This is a genomic window from Variovorax sp. 10N420 (assembly GCF_056394705.1).
This window is the reverse complement of the sequence record NZ_JBFTIJ010000007.1, coordinates 44,772-61,682: the sequence shown is the minus strand read 5'-3', so window position 1 is coordinate 61,682 and position 16,911 is coordinate 44,772. Positions and strand designations below refer to the sequence as shown.

Below are 16,911 nucleotides of genomic sequence, written 5' to 3'. Positions count from 1 at the left end.
AAATGAGTTCATCACAACCCGCGGGTCACCTGATCGTCGAGTGTCTGCTAGAGCAGGGGGTCGAACTGGCCTTCGGCGTTCCTGGAGAGAGTTTCCTGGCCGTGCTCGACGGGTTTCATGCCTATCGCGAGCGCATCCGGTTCATCGTCAATCGCCAGGAAGGCGGCGCGGCTTTCATGGCCGAGGCGCACGGCAAGCTGACCGGGCGGCCGGGCGTGTGCTTCGTCACGCGCGGGCCGGGTGCCACCAATGCGTCCATCGGCGTGCACAACGCGTTCCAGGATTCGACGCCGATGGTGCTCTTTGTTGGCGACGTCGGCAGCGATTTTCGAGATCGGGAGGCGTTCCAGGAGGTCGACTACGGCAGCTTCTTCGGACCCAGCACCAAGGCCTTCGCGAAGCGCGTGGAGCGCATCGACGATGCCAACCGCATTCCCGAATACGTCGCGCGGGCCTTTGCGACGGCGATGAACGGGCGCCCCGGGCCTGTAGTGGTCGTGCTGCCCGAAGACATGCTGCGCGCGACCACCGATGCGCGACCGCTGCGGCGCGTGGAGCCGGTGGAGCCCTGGAGCGATCCTGGCGCCTTGCGCACCCTCCGTGAACTGCTGCTGAAGTCGCAGCGCCCACTGGTCATCGCCGGCGGCGGTGGTTGGACGACGCAAGCAGCCCAGGCACTGCAGCGATTCGCCGAGAACTGGAAGCTGCCCGTTGCCAATGCGTTCCGCTTTCAGGACACTTTCGACAACCACCATCCGCTGTACGCTGGCGACGTGGGCATTGCAATCAATCCCAAGCTTGCCGATCGAGTCCGCCAAAGCGACCTCATCATCGCGATCGGTCCGCGGCTTGGCGAGATGACGACCGGCGGCTACACGCTCCTCGAAGCACCCAAGCCAAAACAGACGCTGGTGCACATCCACGCCAGCGCGGAAGAGCTCAATCGGGTCTATCAGGCCGACCTGGCGATCAACGCGGGCATGAGTTCGGCCGCGCGCAGCCTGGAGGTGTTGAGCGCTCCGACCGAACTGCCCTGGGAGGCATGGACGAGCGCGGCCAACGCCGACTACGTTGCAAACCTCGAGCCGCAGGCGCTTGCCGGCCTGCCAGCAGAGGCGCCGCGCGGCGCTGTCGACATGGTGACGGTCGTCGGTTTGCTCCAGAAGCATTTGCCGCCTGACACTGCAATCACGAACGGCGCGGGCAACTTCGCGAGCTGGGTGCATCGCTACTTCCGCTATCACGGCCTCGTCAAAGGTGCGAAGACCCAACTGGCGCCCACCAGCGGCGCCATGGGCTATGGCGTGCCCGCCGGCATCGCCGCAAACATCGCCACCGGCCGCGTTGCTTTCACGATCGCTGGGGACGGAGACTTCCTCATGACGGGGCAGGAACTCGCCACAGCGGCGCAGCATGGGGCCAAGAGCATCATTGTTCTGCTGAACAACGGCATGTTCGGCACGATCCGCATGCACCAGGAGCGCGAATATCCGTCCAAGGTGAGCGGCACGGAATTGCGCAACCCCGACTTCTGCGCGCTGGCCAAGGCCTATGGCTATGCGGCCGAACGCGTGACGGAAACCGCGCAGTTCGAGGGGGCGTTGATGCGTGCTCTGGCTGCCGATACAGGCACCCTGATCGAGATTCCATTGGACCCCGAGGTGATCACGACCCGCGGTACGTTGAGTTCGATCAGAAAGGCGGCGCAGGCCAAGGGGTGAACCTGCGCACGCGCTCAGGGCAAAAAAAAGCCGGCGCATGCCGGCTTTTTTGATTCAAGCGCGCGGGGCGCCTGGATGGCTCTTACTTGACGTGCTTGCCAATCAGTGCAGCCAGTTCGAACATCGAGACCTGCGGCTTGCCGAAGATTTCCTTCAGCTTGGCGTCGGCGTTGATGTTGCGCTTGTTGGCCTTGTCCTGGAGGTTGTTCTTCTTGATGTAGTCCCACAGCTTGCTCACGACAGCGGTGCGCGGCAGAGGCGTCGAGCCGACCACAGCTGCAAGCGCCGGGCTGGGGGTCAGTGCCTTCATGAACGCAGCGTTGGGAGTGCGCTTCTTTGCGGGAGCCTTCTTTGCAGCAGCCTTCTTGGCCGGAGCCGCCTTCTTGGCGGGTGCCGCCTTCTTTGCAGGAGCAGCCTTCTTCGCCGGTGCGGCTGCCTTCTTTGCGGGAGCCGCCTTCTTTGTCGGCGCTTTCTTGGCCGGAGCCTTCTTTGCAGTTGCCATGGTTGATTTCCTTTTTTGGTTGGACACTTTCACCAATGAAAAGCAGTGTCTCCATCGGCATTGCGGATGCTAAAGGAGAAGAAACGCGTTTCCAAGGGAAAAACGGCTTTTTTCATTGGGAGCTGTTGTTTTTTCAGAGGAGAGAAGCCCAGTGATTTCCCTCGACAGTGGCAAGAGATGGCTTCAGGCACGTCGCGACGGCCAAGTCGCAAGCAACACGCCGAGCAGCGCGAGCGAGAAGGCGATCACTTGCGGCACCGACAGATCCTCTCCCAGGACCACCACGCCGACCACCGCCGCGCTCACTGGAAGCATCACGGTAAACACGCCCGCCTGCGATGCGGGGACACTCTTGAGGCCGGTCATCCAAAGCCAGACGGTCCATATGCTTGCTGCAAGCGCATAGACGAGCAAGAGGACCCAGATGCCAACGGAGACTGCGCTGAAGTCGAAGCGCAGCGCGAACCAGATGCCCAGCGGCGTCGAAAGCGCGAATCCCCACAGGTTGATCAAAGAGGAAATCCGCTTCGGCCCCAGCCTTCCCGTCAACGACTTGCCGATCACTGCGTACGCGGCTTCGCAAAGAACGGCGCAAAAGATGAGCAGATTGCCGAGCCATGGCATGCGGGCGGGCGACGCGTCGCTCGCATGCACCGCTGCCTGTGCCGGCGCCAGCGCCAGCAATCCGATGCCGAAGGCCGCACATACGATCGCCGCGCCGATGCGCGCCGTGATGCGTTCTCTCAGGAAGAGCCAACTGCCAATTGCGACGACTGCCGGTATGGAAGCCATGATCACGCCGGCAGACACCGCGCTCGTCAAACTCACGCCGAAGAGCATGCAGATCGAGAACATGAAGTTGCCGAGGAACGATTCGAGGAAGACCAGTCCGCGCGTGTGCGGTGTCATGGGCGGCTCGTTCGCAGGGCGTCGAAGCCAGTGAGGCATGGCAAGTGCCGCAATGCCGAATCGCAGCCATGCGAGCAAGAGGACCGGGAACGCCGCGACGAGCGGCTTTGAAAGCGCGACGTAGCCACCCACGAGCGACATGCTCAAGGCGAGGCAGCCGTAAGCGACAAGGCGCTGCGGCGCCGGGAGTGCGGTGTTCAAAAGACTTGAATGCTTGAGGAGGACTGATTCGATGATGCCTTATGTGACAGCGCGCTCTCGCTGCGTGTGCGCCCTCGTAGCGTCTCTGGCAAGCCAGTCATCGCGAGATCGGGCAATCGCCTTTTCACCTTTTCATTGCCCCAAACGCCATTCCGTATAGTGAAACAAGCGAGTGCTGCGCCGCAATATTTTTTCTCAATACAAGAAAAATAATTTTGCATTGAGAAAAAACGCCATAAGTCATTGATTTTGTTCGCAGAAAAATATGTCTTCTATAAGACATAAGAGTGGACACGTTTGCCATACAGTAGCTCCAACGGCCGCGACAGCGCCTCCTCTCAATCAACCCTCGGAGTGACCATGCCACAGACCCTCACCGAACAACTCAGCCGCGAACAACAGATCGCCGCCCTCGAAAAAGACTGGGCCACCAACCCGCGCTGGAAGGGCGTCAAGCGGGGCTACAGCGCTGCAGACGTGGTGCGTCTGCGCGGCTCATTGCCAATCGAACACACGCTCGCTCGGCGCGGCGCCGAGAAGCTGTGGGAGAAGATCAACGGCGGCGCCAAGAAGGGCTACGTGAACGCATTCGGTGCCATCAGCGCGGGGCAAGCAATGCAGCAGGCCAAGGCCGGTCTCGAGGCCGTCTACCTGTCCGGCTGGCAGGTTGCCGCGGATGGCAACACCTCGGAAACCATGTATCCGGACCAGTCGCTGTATGCCTATGACTCGGTGCCCACGATGGTTCGCCGCATCAACAACACGTTCAAGCGCGCCGATGAGATCCAGTGGTCGCGCGGCGTCAATCCCGGGGACAAGGAGTTCATCGACTACTTCCTCCCGATCGTCGCTGATGCGGAAGCCGGCTTTGGCGGCGTGCTCAACGCTTTCGAACTGATGAAGAACATGATCGCTTCGGGTGCTGCCGGTGTGCACTTCGAAGACCAGCTCGCCGCAGTGAAGAAGTGTGGACACATGGGCGGCAAGGTGCTGGTTCCGACCCATGAAGCCTGCGAGAAGCTGATTTCGGCACGATTTGCGGCCGACGTGATGGGCGTTCCGACCATTGTGCTGGCCCGTACGGACGCCGAAGCGGCAAACCTGATCACATCCGACCACGATGCCAACGACAAGCCGTTCCTTACCGGCGAACGCACGCAGGAAGGCTTCTACCGTGTCAAGAACGGCCTGGAGCAAGCCATCAGCCGCGGCGTCGCCTATGCGCCTTTTGCCGACCTCGTGTGGTGCGAAACCGGTACGCCGGACCTCGGCTTTGCGCGCGAATTCGCCCAGGCCGTGCATGCCGCATGTCCAGGCAAGCTGCTGTCGTACAACTGCTCGCCTTCTTTCAACTGGAAGAAGAATCTTGACGACAAGACCATCGCAGCGTTCCAGGACGAGCTCTCGGCGCTGGGCTACAAGTACCAGTTCATCACGCTCGCGGGCATCCACATCAACTGGTACAACACCTTCAAGTTCGCACATGCCTATGCGAATGGCGAAGGCATGAAGCATTACGTCGAAATGGTGCAAGAGCCGGAATTCGCGGCGCGCGAGAAGGGCTACACCTTTGTTTCGCACCAGCAGGAAGTCGGCGCAGGCTACTTCGACGACGTCACGACGGTGATCCAGGGCGGCTCCTCCAGCGTCAAGGCGCTAACGGGTTCGACGGAAGAAGAGCAGTTCCACTGAGCCGATGCGGCCCGCCACGGGCCTGCAAAATCGGAAAGATCCCTGCAGGGGCGATCCTCGGGGATCTTTTTCGTCCGCTCAGGGCGAGACGGAGATGCACGCGCATTACCGGCCGCCGAGGATAGAATCTCCAGCTTCTTCCAGCCCCAACAAGAGCGAGAAAGGCACCTTGGTTATGACACCGCGAACTACACCGCAAGGAATCAGCGGTCTTTTCCTTCAGGGGAAAGGCCAGTAGGCCGCGCACGCCGGAAGTCACCGGCACATCACCAAGCCAAGCGCGGTCAAGTACCGCGCTTTTTTGTTTTCTCGCTGAGGTTTTTCATGATTCAGATCACGCTCCCTGACAACTCGCGCCGCGAGTTCCCTGGCCCGGTTTCTGTGGCCGAGGTTGCCAAGGCAATCGGTCCCGGCCTTGCGAAGATGACACTCGCCGGCAAAGTCGACGGCCGCCTGGTAGACGCCAGCGACGTGATCGACCACGACGCAAAGCTGCAGATCATCACTCCAAAGGACGATGAAGGCCTGGAGATCATCCGGCATTCGGTGGCCCACCTGGTCGGCCATGCGGTCAAGCAGCTCTACCCGACGGCGAAGATGGTCATCGGCCCGGTCATCGATGAGGGCTTCTACTACGACATTTCGTTCGAGCGCCCCTTCACCCCGGAGGACATGGAGGCCATCGAAGCGCGCATGCGGCAACTGATCGCGCAGGACTACGACGTGATCAAGAAGATGACGCCGCGCGAGGAAGTCATCTCCGTCTTCAAATCGCGGGGCGAGGACTACAAGCTGCGGCTAGTGGAAGACATGCCCGATGAGCAGGAGATGGGGCTGTACTACCACCAGGAATACGTCGACATGTGCCGCGGCCCGCATGTGCCGAACACACGGTTCCTGAAGGTGTTCAAGCTGACGAAGCTGGCAGGCGCCTATTGGCGCGGGGACGCAAAGAACGAGCAATTGCAGCGCATCTACGGTACGGCCTGGGCCGACAAGAAGCAACTGGACGACTACATCCGCCGCATCGAGGAAGCGGAGAAGCGCGACCACCGCCGGCTGGGAAAGGAACTTGACCTGTTCCACATCGACGAGACGGCGCCGGGGGTCGTGTTCTGGCATCCCAAAGGCTGGGCCATTTGGCAGGAAGTCGAACAGTACATGCGCCGCGTTTACCGCGAAACCGGCTACCAGGAGGTCAAGGGACCGCAGATCCTGGACAAGAGCCTTTGGGAGAAAACCGGCCACTGGCAGAACTACCGCGAAAACATGTTCACTACCGAGTCGGAAAAGCGCGAGTACGCGCTCAAGCCGATGAACTGCCCGGGCCATGTCCTGATTTTCAAATCGGATCTGCGCAGCTACCGTGATCTGCCGTTGCGCTACGGAGAGTTCGGCCAATGCCACCGAAATGAACCCAGCGGCGCCTTGCACGGCATCATGCGTGTTCGTGGTTTCACGCAGGACGACGGTCACGTCTTCTGCACCGAGGATCAAATCCTCGATGAGTGCGTCGCGTACACGGCGCAACTGCAGAAGGTCTATGCGGACTTCGGCTTCACGGAGATTCTCTACAAGGTCGCAACCCGGCCCGAGAACCGCGTGGGTTCGGACGAATTGTGGGACAAGGCAGAGTTCGCCGTCATGGAGGCCCTCCGGCGTTCGGGCGTCGATTTCGTCGTCTCGCCTGGCGACGGCGCCTTTTACGGACCCAAGATCGAGTACACGCTGAAGGACGCCATCGGCCGCCAATGGCAGTGCGGGACCATGCAGGTTGACTTCAACACCGCTGAGCGCTTGGGTGGTGAATATGTGACGGAGACCAGCGGGCGCGCTTATCCGGTCATGCTTCATCGCGCCGTCGTGGGGAGCCTGGAGCGCTTTATCGGCATGCTGATCGAACATCATGCGGGGGCAATGCCCGCGTGGCTGGCTCCAGTGCATGTGGCGGTCCTCAACATCAGCGAGGGACAGTTAGAGTACGCGTCCGGGGTTGCAAAAACGCTGCAGAGTCAAGGTCTTAGAGTTTCGCTCGACCTACACAACGAGAAGATTACGTATAAAATACGGAAGCATTCGTTGCAAAAGCTCCCGTACATCCTTGTCGTAGGCGACAAGGAAAAGGAAGCAGGTGCCGTCGCAGTGCGCGCCCGAGGCAATGTGGATCTCGGTGCCATGTCGATAGAAGCGTTCTCGCAAAAGATTGCTCACGACATCCAACACAAGCTTTGAATTAGAGAGAGTTCAAAGGCTGATTTTTATCAGACGACTTGTGGGCGCGAACTCTATGGCGTTCGCTACATTCTTGTAGCAAATTGTTTGAAGGATTCTGACCATCGCTACTGCATTTCGCGACCGCCGCCACCGCGAGGAACGCCAACACCGCCTTAACCGGGAGATCATGGCCCCGGAAGTTCGCCTGATCGGGCCCGACAATGAGCAATTGGGGGTCGTGAGCCTCGCTGAGGCGCTGCGCCTTGCCGGCGAGCAGGACGTGGATCTGGTGGAAGTCGTCGCGGCGGCCAATCCGCCGGTCTGCCGCCTGATCGAGTACGGCAAGTTCAAGTACCACGAGCAAAAGAAGGCAGCCGAAGCGAAATCCAAGCAGAAGGTGATTGAGGTCAAGGAAATCAAGTTCCGCCCAGGCACCGACGACGGCGACTACAACATCAAGATGCGCAACATTCGCCGTTTCCTGGAAGACGGCGACAAGTGCAAGATCACCCTCCGGTTCCGTGGTCGTGAGATTACGCACCAAGAGCTTGGGCTGGCACTGCTGCAGCGCATTCGCGATGAACTCGGTGATCTGATCGTGGTGGAGCAGTTTCCGAAACTCGAAGGCCGGCAGATGATCATGATGATCGCTCCTGGTCGCAAGAAGGCGGGAGCCGCAAAACCGACTGTGGAGCCAACGGCGGCTCCAGCGGCGGCCTAAGTTGCTGTTTTAAAGGATTTCGCCGCTGCCTGCGCCTTGAAGGTGCAGGCATAGGCGAGATGTAGAAGTGTCTCGGGGCCAACAAGCCCGCGGAACATCCGCGGCGCCTCACGAGCACAAACAAGAGGAGCATTTACATGCCCAAAATGAAGACCAAGAGCAGCGCGAAAAAACGTTTCCGCGTTCGTCCAGGTGGCACCGTCAAGCGCGGGCAAGCCTTCAAGCGTCACATCCTGACCAAGAAGACCACCAAGAACAAGCGTCACCTGCGGGGTGCGACAGCAGTTCATGAGACCAACATGGTTTCCATGGCCGCCATGTTGCCCGGCAGCGGCATCTAACCAGACGAACAAGGAGTACACATATGCCTCGCGTCAAACGTGGTGTAACGGCTCGCGCCCGCCACAAGAAGGTTCTCGCACTCGCCAAGGGTTTCCGTGGTCGCCGCGGCAATGTCTTCCGCATCGCCAAACAGGCGGTGATGAAGGCAGGCCAATATGCCTACCGTGACCGCCGTACCAAGAAGCGCGTATTCCGCCAACTTTGGATTGCGCGTATCAACGCCGCCTCGCGCGAATTGGGCCTGACTTACAGCCAGTTCGCCAACGGCATCCGCAAGGCTGGTATCGAAATCGACCGCAAGGTGCTCGCCGATATCGCCGTGCATGACAAGGCCGCTTTTGCCGGCATCGTGGAGCAGGTCAAGGCCAAGCTGGCAGCGTGATCCCGCATAGCAGGTTGCCATCCACGATGGTGCCTGCGCCCACGACATGAGGGCTGGCGCTTGAAAGGGCACCAGCCCTTTCTTCATCCTCCCCCGTTTGTTCCTGTTTCATCTCCCACACCCTCATGAACGAGTTGGACTCCCTTGTCGATACCGCCCGCGAAGCCTTTGCCCAAGCGAAGGCTCCGGCCGAACTGGAAAACGCCAAAGCGCAATTTCTCGGCAAGGCCGGCCGCGTTACCGAATTGATGAAAGGCATGGCTTCGCTGAGCGTGGACGAGAAAAAATCCAGGGGTGCAGCGATCAACCTCGCCAAGCAGGCCATCGAAGCTGCGCTGGCGGAGCGCCGTCAGCAACTCGCCGACGAAGAACTGGCGGTGCAGTTGCGCTCTGAGGCTCTGGATGTGACCTTGCCGGGCCGCAAGCGCGTTTCGGGTGGCCTTCATCCGGTCAGCCGAACGATGGAGCGCATAGAGGCAATCTTCTCGAGCATGGGCTTCGACGTTGCGGATGGTCCTGAAATCGAAAGCGATTGGCACAGTTTCACTTCTCTGAACAATCCGCCGAATCATCCGGCCCGCTCGATGCAGGACACGTTCTACGTCGATCTCAATGGGGAGGATGGCATCCCATACAACCTGCGTCCGCACACGAGTCCGATGCAGGTCCGCTACGCACATCAGCACATCAAGAAGTACGCCGCGCAGTTCGAAGCGGCAGCGGCGGATTCTGGTGGAGCAGTCAAGGCGCCCGAAATTCGCGTGATCGCGCCCGGACGCACCTACCGCGTCGACAGCGATGCCACTCATTCGCCCATGTTCCACCAGTGCGAGGGACTCTGGCTTGGCGAAAACGTGAGCTTCAAGGATCTCAAGGTTGTCTTCACCGATTTTTGCCGCACTTTTTTCGAGAGCGACGATCTGGTGCTGCGCTTCCGTCCAAGCTTTTTTCCCTTCACCGAGCCCAGTGCGGAGATCGACATCCAATTTCAAGACGGTCCACTGGCCGGTCGCTGGCTTGAGGTCGCGGGCTCGGGACAAGTCCACCCGAACGTCGTACGCAATATGGGCTTGGACCCCGAGCGCTATATCGGTTTCGCGTTTGGCATGGGACCAGACCGACTGACGATGCTGCGCTACGGTGTCGACGATCTGCGCCTTTTCTTCGACGGCGACTTGCGCTTCCTGCGCCAATTCCAGTAAACAGAACGAGAACGACGAGATGCAATTTCCCGAGTCCTGGTTGCGCGAGTTCTGCAACCCGCCGCTCAGCAGCGCCGAACTGGCCGAAACACTCACGATGGGTGGCTTCGAAGTTGAGGAGCGCAGGCCCGTCGCGCCGCCTTTCTCCAAGGTGGTGGTGGGCGAAATCAAGGAAGCCGTTCAACATCCGAACGCCGATCGCTTGCGCATCTGCCAGGTCGACGCCGGTCGGGGCGCTCTGCTTAACATCGTCTGCGGAGCGCCCAATGCTCGAGTGGGCATCAAGGTGCCGTTGGCTCTGGTCGGAGCGGAGCTTCCGCCTGGCGAAGATGGCAAGCCCTTCCTCATCAAGCTCGGGAAGCTCCGCGGCGTCGAAAGCCAAGGCATGCTGTGTTCGGCCCGTGAACTGAAGCTCAGCGACGACCATGGCGGACTGCTCGAATTGGCACCCGATGCCGCTGTAGGGGCCGACGTTCGCGAAGTGCTGAAGCTGGACGATGCGTTGCTCACACTGAAGCTCACGCCGAATCTTGCCCATGGCCTCAGCGTGTTTGGCATTGCACGTGAACTGGCGGCCCTGACAGGGGCGCCACTGGAGACACCGGCGATCGCACCTGCGGCGTCAAAAATCTCTGACAAGCTCGCCGTAAAGGTCGAAGCTCCCGAGCTTTGCGGCCGGTTCTCCGGCCGTATTGTTCGCGGCGTCGACACGAAAGTGACCACCCCGGCATGGATGGTCGATCGGCTTGCACGTTGCGGGCAGCGCAGCGTCTCGCCGCTGGTGGACATTTCGAACTACGTCATGTTCGAGTACGGCCAGCCGAGCCATATCTTCGATCTGGATAAGATTCATGGGAGCTTGACCGTTCGCTGGGGCAAGCCCGGTGAGCACCTGAAGCTGCTGAACGGAAGCACCGTCACTGTCGATGAAAAGGTCGGCGTCATATCCGACGAGCAGGAAGTCGAGTCGCTCGCAGGCATCATGGGCGGTGATACGACCGCCGTCTCCGACGACACCCGCAACATCTATATCGAGGCGGCCTTTTGGTGGCCCGAGAGCATTCAAGGTCGTTCGCGTCGGTTCAATTTCTCGACCGACGCAGGTCATCGTTTCGAACGCGGAGTGGATCCAAGTCGGACGGTGGCGATCATCGAGCGGATCACGCAGTTGGTTACCGAGATCTGTGGCGGCGAAGCAGGTCCTGTCGACGACCAGGTTTTGCGACTGCCGGAAGCCAAGCCGGTGACATTGCGCCCGGCCCGCGCCGCGCGCGTGATCGGCATGCCGCTCACGCAGGCGCAATGCGCAGATGCGTTGCGACGCCTCGCGTTGAACGTGGAAGAAGGTGATGGCAAGCTGATCGTCACGCCACCGCCGCATCGCTTCGACCTGTTGATCGAGGAAGACCTGATCGAAGAGGTGGCCCGACTCATCGGATACAACAACCTTCCCACGACGCCGCCTCTGGCGCTCATCACGGCCCGCGTGCGGCCCGAAGCCCAGCGCAGCCGTTTTGCCGTCAGGCAGCGACTGGCGGCATTGGGCTATCAGGAGACGATCAACTTCAGCTTTGTCGAATCCCACTGGGAGCAAGACCTCGCGGGCAACACCAATCCGATCAAACTTCTGAATCCGATTGCCAGTCAAATGAGCGTCATGCGCTCTTCGCTGATCGGTTCACTGATGCAGGTGCTCAAGTTCAATCTGGATCGCAAGGCGCCGCGGGCGCGCGTTTTTGAATTGGGCCGTGTCTTTATGCGTGACGAGACCGTCCTCACCACTGACAGTACCGTGAAAGGTATCCGTCAGCCGATGCGGGTGGCGGGTCTGGCTTGGGGCGATGCTGAAGATTCGCGGTGGGAAGGCAAGGCGCACCGTGCCGATTTCTTCGACATCAAGGGCGATGTTGAAGCGCTGCTCGCGCCGCGCATCGCGACATTCGAACCTGCAGAGCATCCGGCGCTGCACCCGGGGCGTGCTGCCCGTGTGCGGCTGGACGGCCAAGCGATCGGGGTGGTTGGTGAACTGCATCCGCGCTGGCGCCAGAAGTGGGATCTGGCACATGCGCCGGTCTTGTTCGAACTGGACTTAGAAGCCGTCACCGCCCGATCTGTGCCTGTGGCGCATGCGGTTCCCAAGCACCAGGCCGTCGACCGCGACATCGCCGTCGTGGTCTCCGAAACAGTGACCCACGATGCATTGATGAGTGCAATCCGGGCTGCGGCGGATCCCAGCCTGTTGCGCGAACTCACGCTTTTCGACATTTACCGCCCGACCGTGTCGCGCGATGGTTCAGGCGTCACGGGCGGTCTCGCCGAGGGCGAAAAGAGCATGGCAGTCCGACTCAGTTTCAACAGCGACGCAGCGACTTTGACTGACCAGCAGGTCGAAGCGGCACTGCGTGCAATCGTCGATCAACTCACCGCGCAGCTTGGTGCGCGGCTTCGGATATGAACGCCATGGAATTCACGCTCGAAGCCCTCGAAACGCCGGCGCTCACCAAAGCTCACCTGGCGGACCTGCTGTTCGAGCAGATCGGCTTGAACAAGCGCGAGTCCAAGGACATGGTCGAAGCATTCTTCGATTTGATTGCCAACAGCCTCATCGAAGGGACCGACGTCAAGATTTCGGGTTTCGGAAATTTCCAGATCCGCGTCAAGGCGCCAAGGCCAGGGCGCAATCCGCGCACCGGTGAGGCCATCCCCATCGGCGAACGCCGCGTTGCAACGTTCCACGCAAGCGCAAAGCTCAAGGAACAAATCCACGGAAGCATCTCGGAAGAGGGGCCTCAAGAAGTGGAATGGAGCGTGGGCTCCCAATAAGGCGTGGCGCTTGGTAATCAGGTGGAGTAACCTCTCAGGTTTCGCTCGCACCGTATTGATTTCAATGGAGAAAACCCTCCCTCCGATCCCCGTCAAACGCTACTTCACCATCGGTGAGGTCGGGGAGTTGTGCGGCGTCAAGCCGCATGTGCTGCGCTACTGGGAACAGGAGTTCACGCAGCTTCGTCCAATGAAGCGGCGCGGAAACAGGCGCTATTACCAGCACCATGAAGTGCTGATGATCCGTCGCATTCGAGATCTGCTGTATGACCAGGGCTTCACGATCAGTGGCGCTCGCAACAAGCTGCAGGAGATGGTTCAGTCCGAGCGCGACCGTCGGAAGGCAGGCGATGTCCCGCTCCAAGGCATGGAAGCCGTAGAAATCGATCAAGAGGAGTTCGATGCTGCACTTCACGACGAGGTGGATGCTCCTCAGCCGCAACAGCGACCGCAATCCACGGCGCGGACGGTCGATCTGTCGCAGTTGCTACACCTTCGGCGCGAGCTGAACGAAATTCGTGAGCTGCTGACCACAGGTCACTGATTTGGGGCCGCTATAATCGCGGGCTTCGGTGTGTGGCGCAGCCTGGTAGCGCACTTGCATGGGGTGCAAGGGGTCGAAGGTTCGAATCCTTTCACACCGACCAAAAACGTCAATGGAATCAAGGGGTTAGCGCAAAAAACGCTAACCCCTTTTTCGTGGGCGGTGACAAATAGGCCCGGTCTGTGACAAACGCGGTCTTCTCGGCCGGTAGGTTTTGGAGGCATTCACATGGTCAACGGCTTCGTTTACGTCATAGAGTCCCCTGCAGACACCGATCTGCTCGATGGTCGCAGCGAGGGCCGTGCGCTGTGCGAGGCACTTCGGCTCGCCGGGATTCCCCACTGGTACAGCCTGGTCACCACGCCCAGAACGTTCGAACAAAGCCTGAACGATCGACTCATGCAGGCTTTACAGGCGAACCCGGGAAGATTGCCGATCCTTCATCTGAGCATGCACGGCAACAACGAGGGAATTCAACTGTCCAACGGGCACTTTCTCCAGTGGGCTCAGCTGCGACAGTCGCTGGCACCCCTCACGAATTCCATGCAGGGGACGCTGTTGATCGCAATGTCTTCTTGCATGGGCGGCTCGGGCTGCAGGATGGCTATGCACGAGGATCAAGATCACCCGTTCTGGGCTCTGATCGGCAACTCAGGAGAGGCCCTGTGGGCAGACGCCGCAGTGGCCTACATCACCTTCTACCACCTGTTCTTCAAAGGCGTAGCCATAGACGAGTGCGTGAGTCGAATGCGCCTCGCTTCAAACGATCAACGGTTTATGCACTTTGTCGGCGCGGACATTCGAGCGGGCTGGGCGACGTTTCAACAGCAGAATGCTGCGCGAAGAATGGCAGAACTGCTGCGGGGCCGGCAACCTGCAGCGGAAGGCGCACTCTCGCAGATGTTTCACGCGCAGCAGCCTGCGGCGAGTTAGCTTCCTCGGCGTCCCCCGATTGCGGAGGGGAGCGGGGTGGAAGTTGGCACCTTTCGACGGCAGACGCGCTTCGTGACCTTCACGTCCTCGTGGTGCAGCAGCTCCTGGGCGGCCACGTCGGACTCCGAATCGCTGGCGGCCTTGGCCCGCATGTCGTGGAAAACGATCTCGCGAGGCTTCAGTCCGAGCTTCGTGCGCACCGCCCGCCAGAGGCTCTTGAACGATTCCTTGGTGTACGGCTTGCCGTTTCGGGTGATGAACAGGTAGTCGCTCGGCAGGCTGGCCGCGCCGCCTCGGTTCTTCTTCCGCAGTTCCTTGGCGCGGTCCAGCGCCGCCTTCAGATCGGGGGTCATCACGTACCGCTTGGTCGTAAAGCCCTTGTCGTTCTTCTTCTTGGTGACGCGCAGATCAATGCCGTCGTTGTCGAAGTCGCCCAAGCGAATGTCGAAGATCATCCCCTCGCGGGCACCGGTCTGGGTGCTGATCTCCAGCATGCACTTGCACTGGAGCACCGGGCTGGCGGCTGCATAGATGTCGCTGTAGCGCGTGTCGTTGACGTATTCGGTGCGCGGGCTCTCGGGCAGGTATTTGATCTCGGCGCACGGGTTGTAAGCGGTCAGCCCCCAGCGGATACGGGCGAGCCGGAACATGCGCGAGAGCGCCTGAATATCCTTGTTGGCCGACGCGCCGCGTGAGCGGTTCTCGTGAAGGTGCTGGGTGATGTTGATATCGCGCAGGTAGCCAGGCATCATGGCCTCGGCCTCTGTCTTTGCGTACCGCTTCTTCGCGAACGCCGCGCGCACGCGCTTGATCCGGCCCTCGTATTCCTTCCGAGTCAGCTCGCGGGTGAACTTGGGCAGCTCGTCGGCTTCGTACTTGCGGATGATCTCCTCGACCGTGCCGACGATCTCGTCAGTCGGCACCAAGGCGGACAGGGCAGGGGAGATGTGCTTCTCCCACCAGCGTCGAGCTTCGAGCGGCGTCTTGCCAGCGAACATGGTTACGCCCAACGCGCGCAGTCGCTTCTCGATCTCCTTCGTGCCCACATCGGTGCCGCGCCAGTACCAAGCATTCGCGCGCACCTTTCGCATGCCGCGAGGGAGGTCTGGAGTCTTGCGGTTAACCGTGCGAGGGCGCGGCATCATCGATCTCCTTGGCTAGGGTTGCGAAATGCCGCACAGCCTGGGCGGCCCTCTCCAACATCGTTACATTCTCGGCCGCCAACTCAACCGTAGTCCAGCGGTGGCCGCACGCCAGACAGCGGCGAAGGCGGGTGACCTTCGCCGCCCCTGGTCGCGTCGAGACAACCTGTTGCTCGGTGCTCTCGCACGCGGCGCACTTCATGACTGACCCTTCAGGCGGGGCTCGACGTTTTGGGAATACCAGCTCTTGGCCTCGGCGACCGTGGTGCCGCAGCGCCGGCTGACGCCCGCCTCGCGCAGGGCCTTCTCGACCTCCCGGCTGGCCGGATCGGTGCCGCGCCAGTAGAGCTTGCCCTCGACCATTCGCACGCCCTTGGGCAGCTTTTCATTGGTGGTCGACCTGGGGCGTCCACCCTTGTTTTGCGCGGCGTTCATGGCCGATGCTCCTTGGTGTAGTGGACGGGGGCGGTGATGCGGACGACCTCGCCATCGAAGTCGGTGACGAACTTGATTGGGGCGGGGCCATCGAGCCCCAGGGAGCCCTCGTTGTCGGCCTCCCACGCCACCATTGAGCGACTGGTCTCGACGGCCCGCAGCTCGGCAATGCGAAGCTCGCCCGGCACGCGGTAGCGCAAGATGTCTTCGACGTTGCGCTCCGCCACGTCTCCGATCTCGCGGTTGCAGAGGTGCCGCTCGATCAGAATGAACTGGCGCATCCCTTGGCTGCGCGCATCCTGGCGGCTCTTGGCGATGAGCAGTTCGAGCTGGCTCATATCCGCTTCCCCTGCACGATGCCGGTTCGATCCTTGCACTGGAGCAGGATCGGCAGGCCAGCCTGGGCGGGCGCGACGGAGATCGTCGGCCAGTCTCCCATCGAGTTGATCGCGTCGGCTATGGGCACCGGGGGCGCACATTGGGGGATCAGCCACGAAGGCCGCCGGTACTTAATCGGACGCGGACTGATCGAGTAGAGCCACACGGCCGACGCAGCGTCGAACTAGGGGTCTGGAGTTGGGCGAGCAATGACCAGGACGCGGAACCGGATGTCGTCATGGCGTGTGCGGGCGACGTGCCGACGCTGGCGGCGGTCGACCTGCTTCGCGTGCAGTTACCTGACCTGAAGGTGCGCGTGGTCAATGTCGTCGACCTGATGACGCTCCAGTCGCCTTCCGCGCACCCTCACGGATTGCCGGATGCGGAGTTCGACTCAATCTTCACCGCGAACAAGCCGGTGGTCTTTGCCTACCACGGCTACCCGTGGCTCATTCACCGGTTGACGTACAAGCGTACGAACCACGACAACTTCCATGTGCACGGCTACCAGGAGGAGGGAACGACCACGACGCCGTTCGACATGACCGTGCTGAACAAGCTCGACCGCTTCCATCTCGCTGCCGACGCGATCGATCGGGTGGCGCGGATCCGGGACGAGGCGGGCCACGTGCGGCAGTCCCTGCGCGATCGCCTGCAGGCCCATCGGGCGTGGATCACTGCGCATGGAGAGGACATGCCGGAGATCCTCGATTGGCGCTGGGCACGTTGAGGCGCAAGCCGCGCGTGCAGGCGCTGCGCGGCTACACGGC

Annotated in this window: 18 protein-coding genes and 1 tRNA gene; 13 read left to right on the top strand and 6 right to left on the bottom strand. The window is 60.9% G+C overall.

What is annotated here, in order from left to right; all coding sequences use genetic code 11:
* The first annotated feature begins 2 nt into the window (after positions 1-2).
* Entirely contained in the window at positions 3-1,721 is a 1,719-nt protein-coding gene (locus AC1DEK_RS18985) for a thiamine pyrophosphate-binding protein (RefSeq protein WP_478126828.1), read from the top strand.
* A gap of 82 nt (positions 1,722-1,803) precedes the next feature.
* Here the strand turns inward: AC1DEK_RS18985 and AC1DEK_RS18980 are convergent, their stop codons facing one another.
* Entirely contained in the window at positions 1,804-2,223 is a 420-nt protein-coding gene (locus AC1DEK_RS18980; RefSeq protein ID WP_478126827.1) for an SWIB/MDM2 domain-containing protein, read from the bottom strand.
* Between the two features lie 183 nt (positions 2,224-2,406).
* Complete coding sequence (locus AC1DEK_RS18975) at positions 2,407-3,333, bottom strand: DMT family transporter (protein ID WP_478126826.1); 927 nt, start codon at positions 3,331-3,333, stop codon at positions 2,407-2,409.
* Between the two features lie 360 nt (positions 3,334-3,693).
* On the opposite strand from AC1DEK_RS18975, the gene aceA reads away from it, so the two are divergent.
* The 11 genes from aceA to AC1DEK_RS18920 all read left to right on the top strand — a co-directional run bounded on the left by aceA (position 3,694) and on the right by AC1DEK_RS18920 (position 14,186).
* Entirely contained in the window at positions 3,694-5,025 is a 1,332-nt protein-coding gene (aceA, locus tag AC1DEK_RS18970; protein ID WP_478126825.1) for an isocitrate lyase, read from the top strand.
* Between the two features lie 324 nt (positions 5,026-5,349).
* Positions 5,350-7,257: a threonine--tRNA ligase gene (gene thrS / locus AC1DEK_RS18965; protein WP_478126824.1), complete on the top strand. Its 1,908-nt coding sequence runs from the start codon at positions 5,350-5,352 to the stop codon at positions 7,255-7,257.
* A 94-nt stretch (positions 7,258-7,351) separates the two neighbouring features.
* Entirely contained in the window at positions 7,352-7,960 is a 609-nt protein-coding gene (infC, locus tag AC1DEK_RS18960; RefSeq protein ID WP_478127079.1) for a translation initiation factor IF-3, read from the top strand.
* Between the two features lie 137 nt (positions 7,961-8,097).
* On the top strand, positions 8,098-8,301 hold the full coding sequence (gene rpmI / locus AC1DEK_RS18955; protein ID WP_028253491.1) for a 50S ribosomal protein L35: 204 nt from the start codon (positions 8,098-8,100) through the stop codon (positions 8,299-8,301).
* Positions 8,302-8,324: 23 nt separating this feature from the next.
* Positions 8,325-8,684, top strand: coding sequence for a 50S ribosomal protein L20 (gene rplT / locus AC1DEK_RS18950; protein WP_028253492.1), 360 nt, complete (start codon positions 8,325-8,327; stop codon positions 8,682-8,684).
* 125 nt (positions 8,685-8,809) lie between these two features.
* Entirely contained in the window at positions 8,810-9,886 is a 1,077-nt protein-coding gene (gene pheS / locus AC1DEK_RS18945) for a phenylalanine--tRNA ligase subunit alpha (RefSeq protein WP_478126823.1), read from the top strand.
* Between the two features lie 19 nt (positions 9,887-9,905).
* Positions 9,906-12,341, top strand: a complete 2,436-nt coding sequence (gene pheT, locus AC1DEK_RS18940; protein ID WP_478126822.1) for a phenylalanine--tRNA ligase subunit beta — start codon at positions 9,906-9,908, stop codon at positions 12,339-12,341.
* A complete protein-coding gene (locus tag AC1DEK_RS18935) occupies positions 12,338-12,709 on the top strand; it encodes an integration host factor subunit alpha (protein WP_478126821.1) in 372 nt (123 codons plus the stop codon). Before pheT ends, AC1DEK_RS18935 begins: the two co-directional genes overlap by 4 nt.
* Positions 12,710-12,773: 64 nt before the next feature.
* On the top strand, positions 12,774-13,253 hold the full coding sequence (locus AC1DEK_RS18930) for a MerR family transcriptional regulator (RefSeq protein ID WP_478127078.1): 480 nt from the start codon (positions 12,774-12,776) through the stop codon (positions 13,251-13,253).
* Positions 13,254-13,279: 26 nt separating this feature from the next.
* Positions 13,280-13,356: transfer RNA gene (locus AC1DEK_RS18925), tRNA-Pro, on the top strand.
* Positions 13,357-13,481: 125 nt separating this feature from the next.
* Positions 13,482-14,186, top strand: coding sequence for a hypothetical protein (locus tag AC1DEK_RS18920; protein WP_478126820.1), 705 nt, complete (start codon positions 13,482-13,484; stop codon positions 14,184-14,186).
* On the opposite strand, the gene AC1DEK_RS18915 is transcribed toward AC1DEK_RS18920, so the two are convergent.
* From AC1DEK_RS18915 to AC1DEK_RS18900, 4 genes are read right to left on the bottom strand one after another with little or no spacing between them, the layout of a single operon-like run.
* Entirely contained in the window at positions 14,183-15,328 is a 1,146-nt protein-coding gene (locus AC1DEK_RS18915; protein WP_478126819.1) for a site-specific integrase, read from the bottom strand. The genes AC1DEK_RS18920 and AC1DEK_RS18915 overlap by 4 nt on opposite strands.
* Entirely contained in the window at positions 15,306-15,530 is a 225-nt protein-coding gene (locus AC1DEK_RS18910; RefSeq protein ID WP_478126818.1) for an NrdR family transcriptional regulator, read from the bottom strand. The genes AC1DEK_RS18915 and AC1DEK_RS18910 overlap by 23 nt, the downstream gene beginning before the upstream one ends.
* The gene (locus AC1DEK_RS18905) at positions 15,527-15,763 is read right to left on the bottom strand and encodes a hypothetical protein (RefSeq protein ID WP_478126817.1); all 237 of its coding nucleotides are present in this window, start codon (positions 15,761-15,763) and stop codon (positions 15,527-15,529) included. Before AC1DEK_RS18905 ends, AC1DEK_RS18910 begins: the two co-directional genes overlap by 4 nt.
* Positions 15,760-16,101: a hypothetical protein gene (locus tag AC1DEK_RS18900; RefSeq protein ID WP_478126816.1), complete on the bottom strand. Its 342-nt coding sequence runs from the start codon at positions 16,099-16,101 to the stop codon at positions 15,760-15,762. The genes AC1DEK_RS18905 and AC1DEK_RS18900 overlap by 4 nt, the downstream gene beginning before the upstream one ends.
* A gap of 140 nt (positions 16,102-16,241) precedes the next feature.
* On the opposite strand from AC1DEK_RS18900, the gene AC1DEK_RS18895 reads away from it, so the two are divergent.
* Positions 16,242-16,871: a phosphoketolase family protein gene (locus AC1DEK_RS18895; protein ID WP_478126815.1), complete on the top strand. Its 630-nt coding sequence runs from the start codon at positions 16,242-16,244 to the stop codon at positions 16,869-16,871.
* The last annotated feature ends 40 nt before the right edge of the window (positions 16,872-16,911 follow it).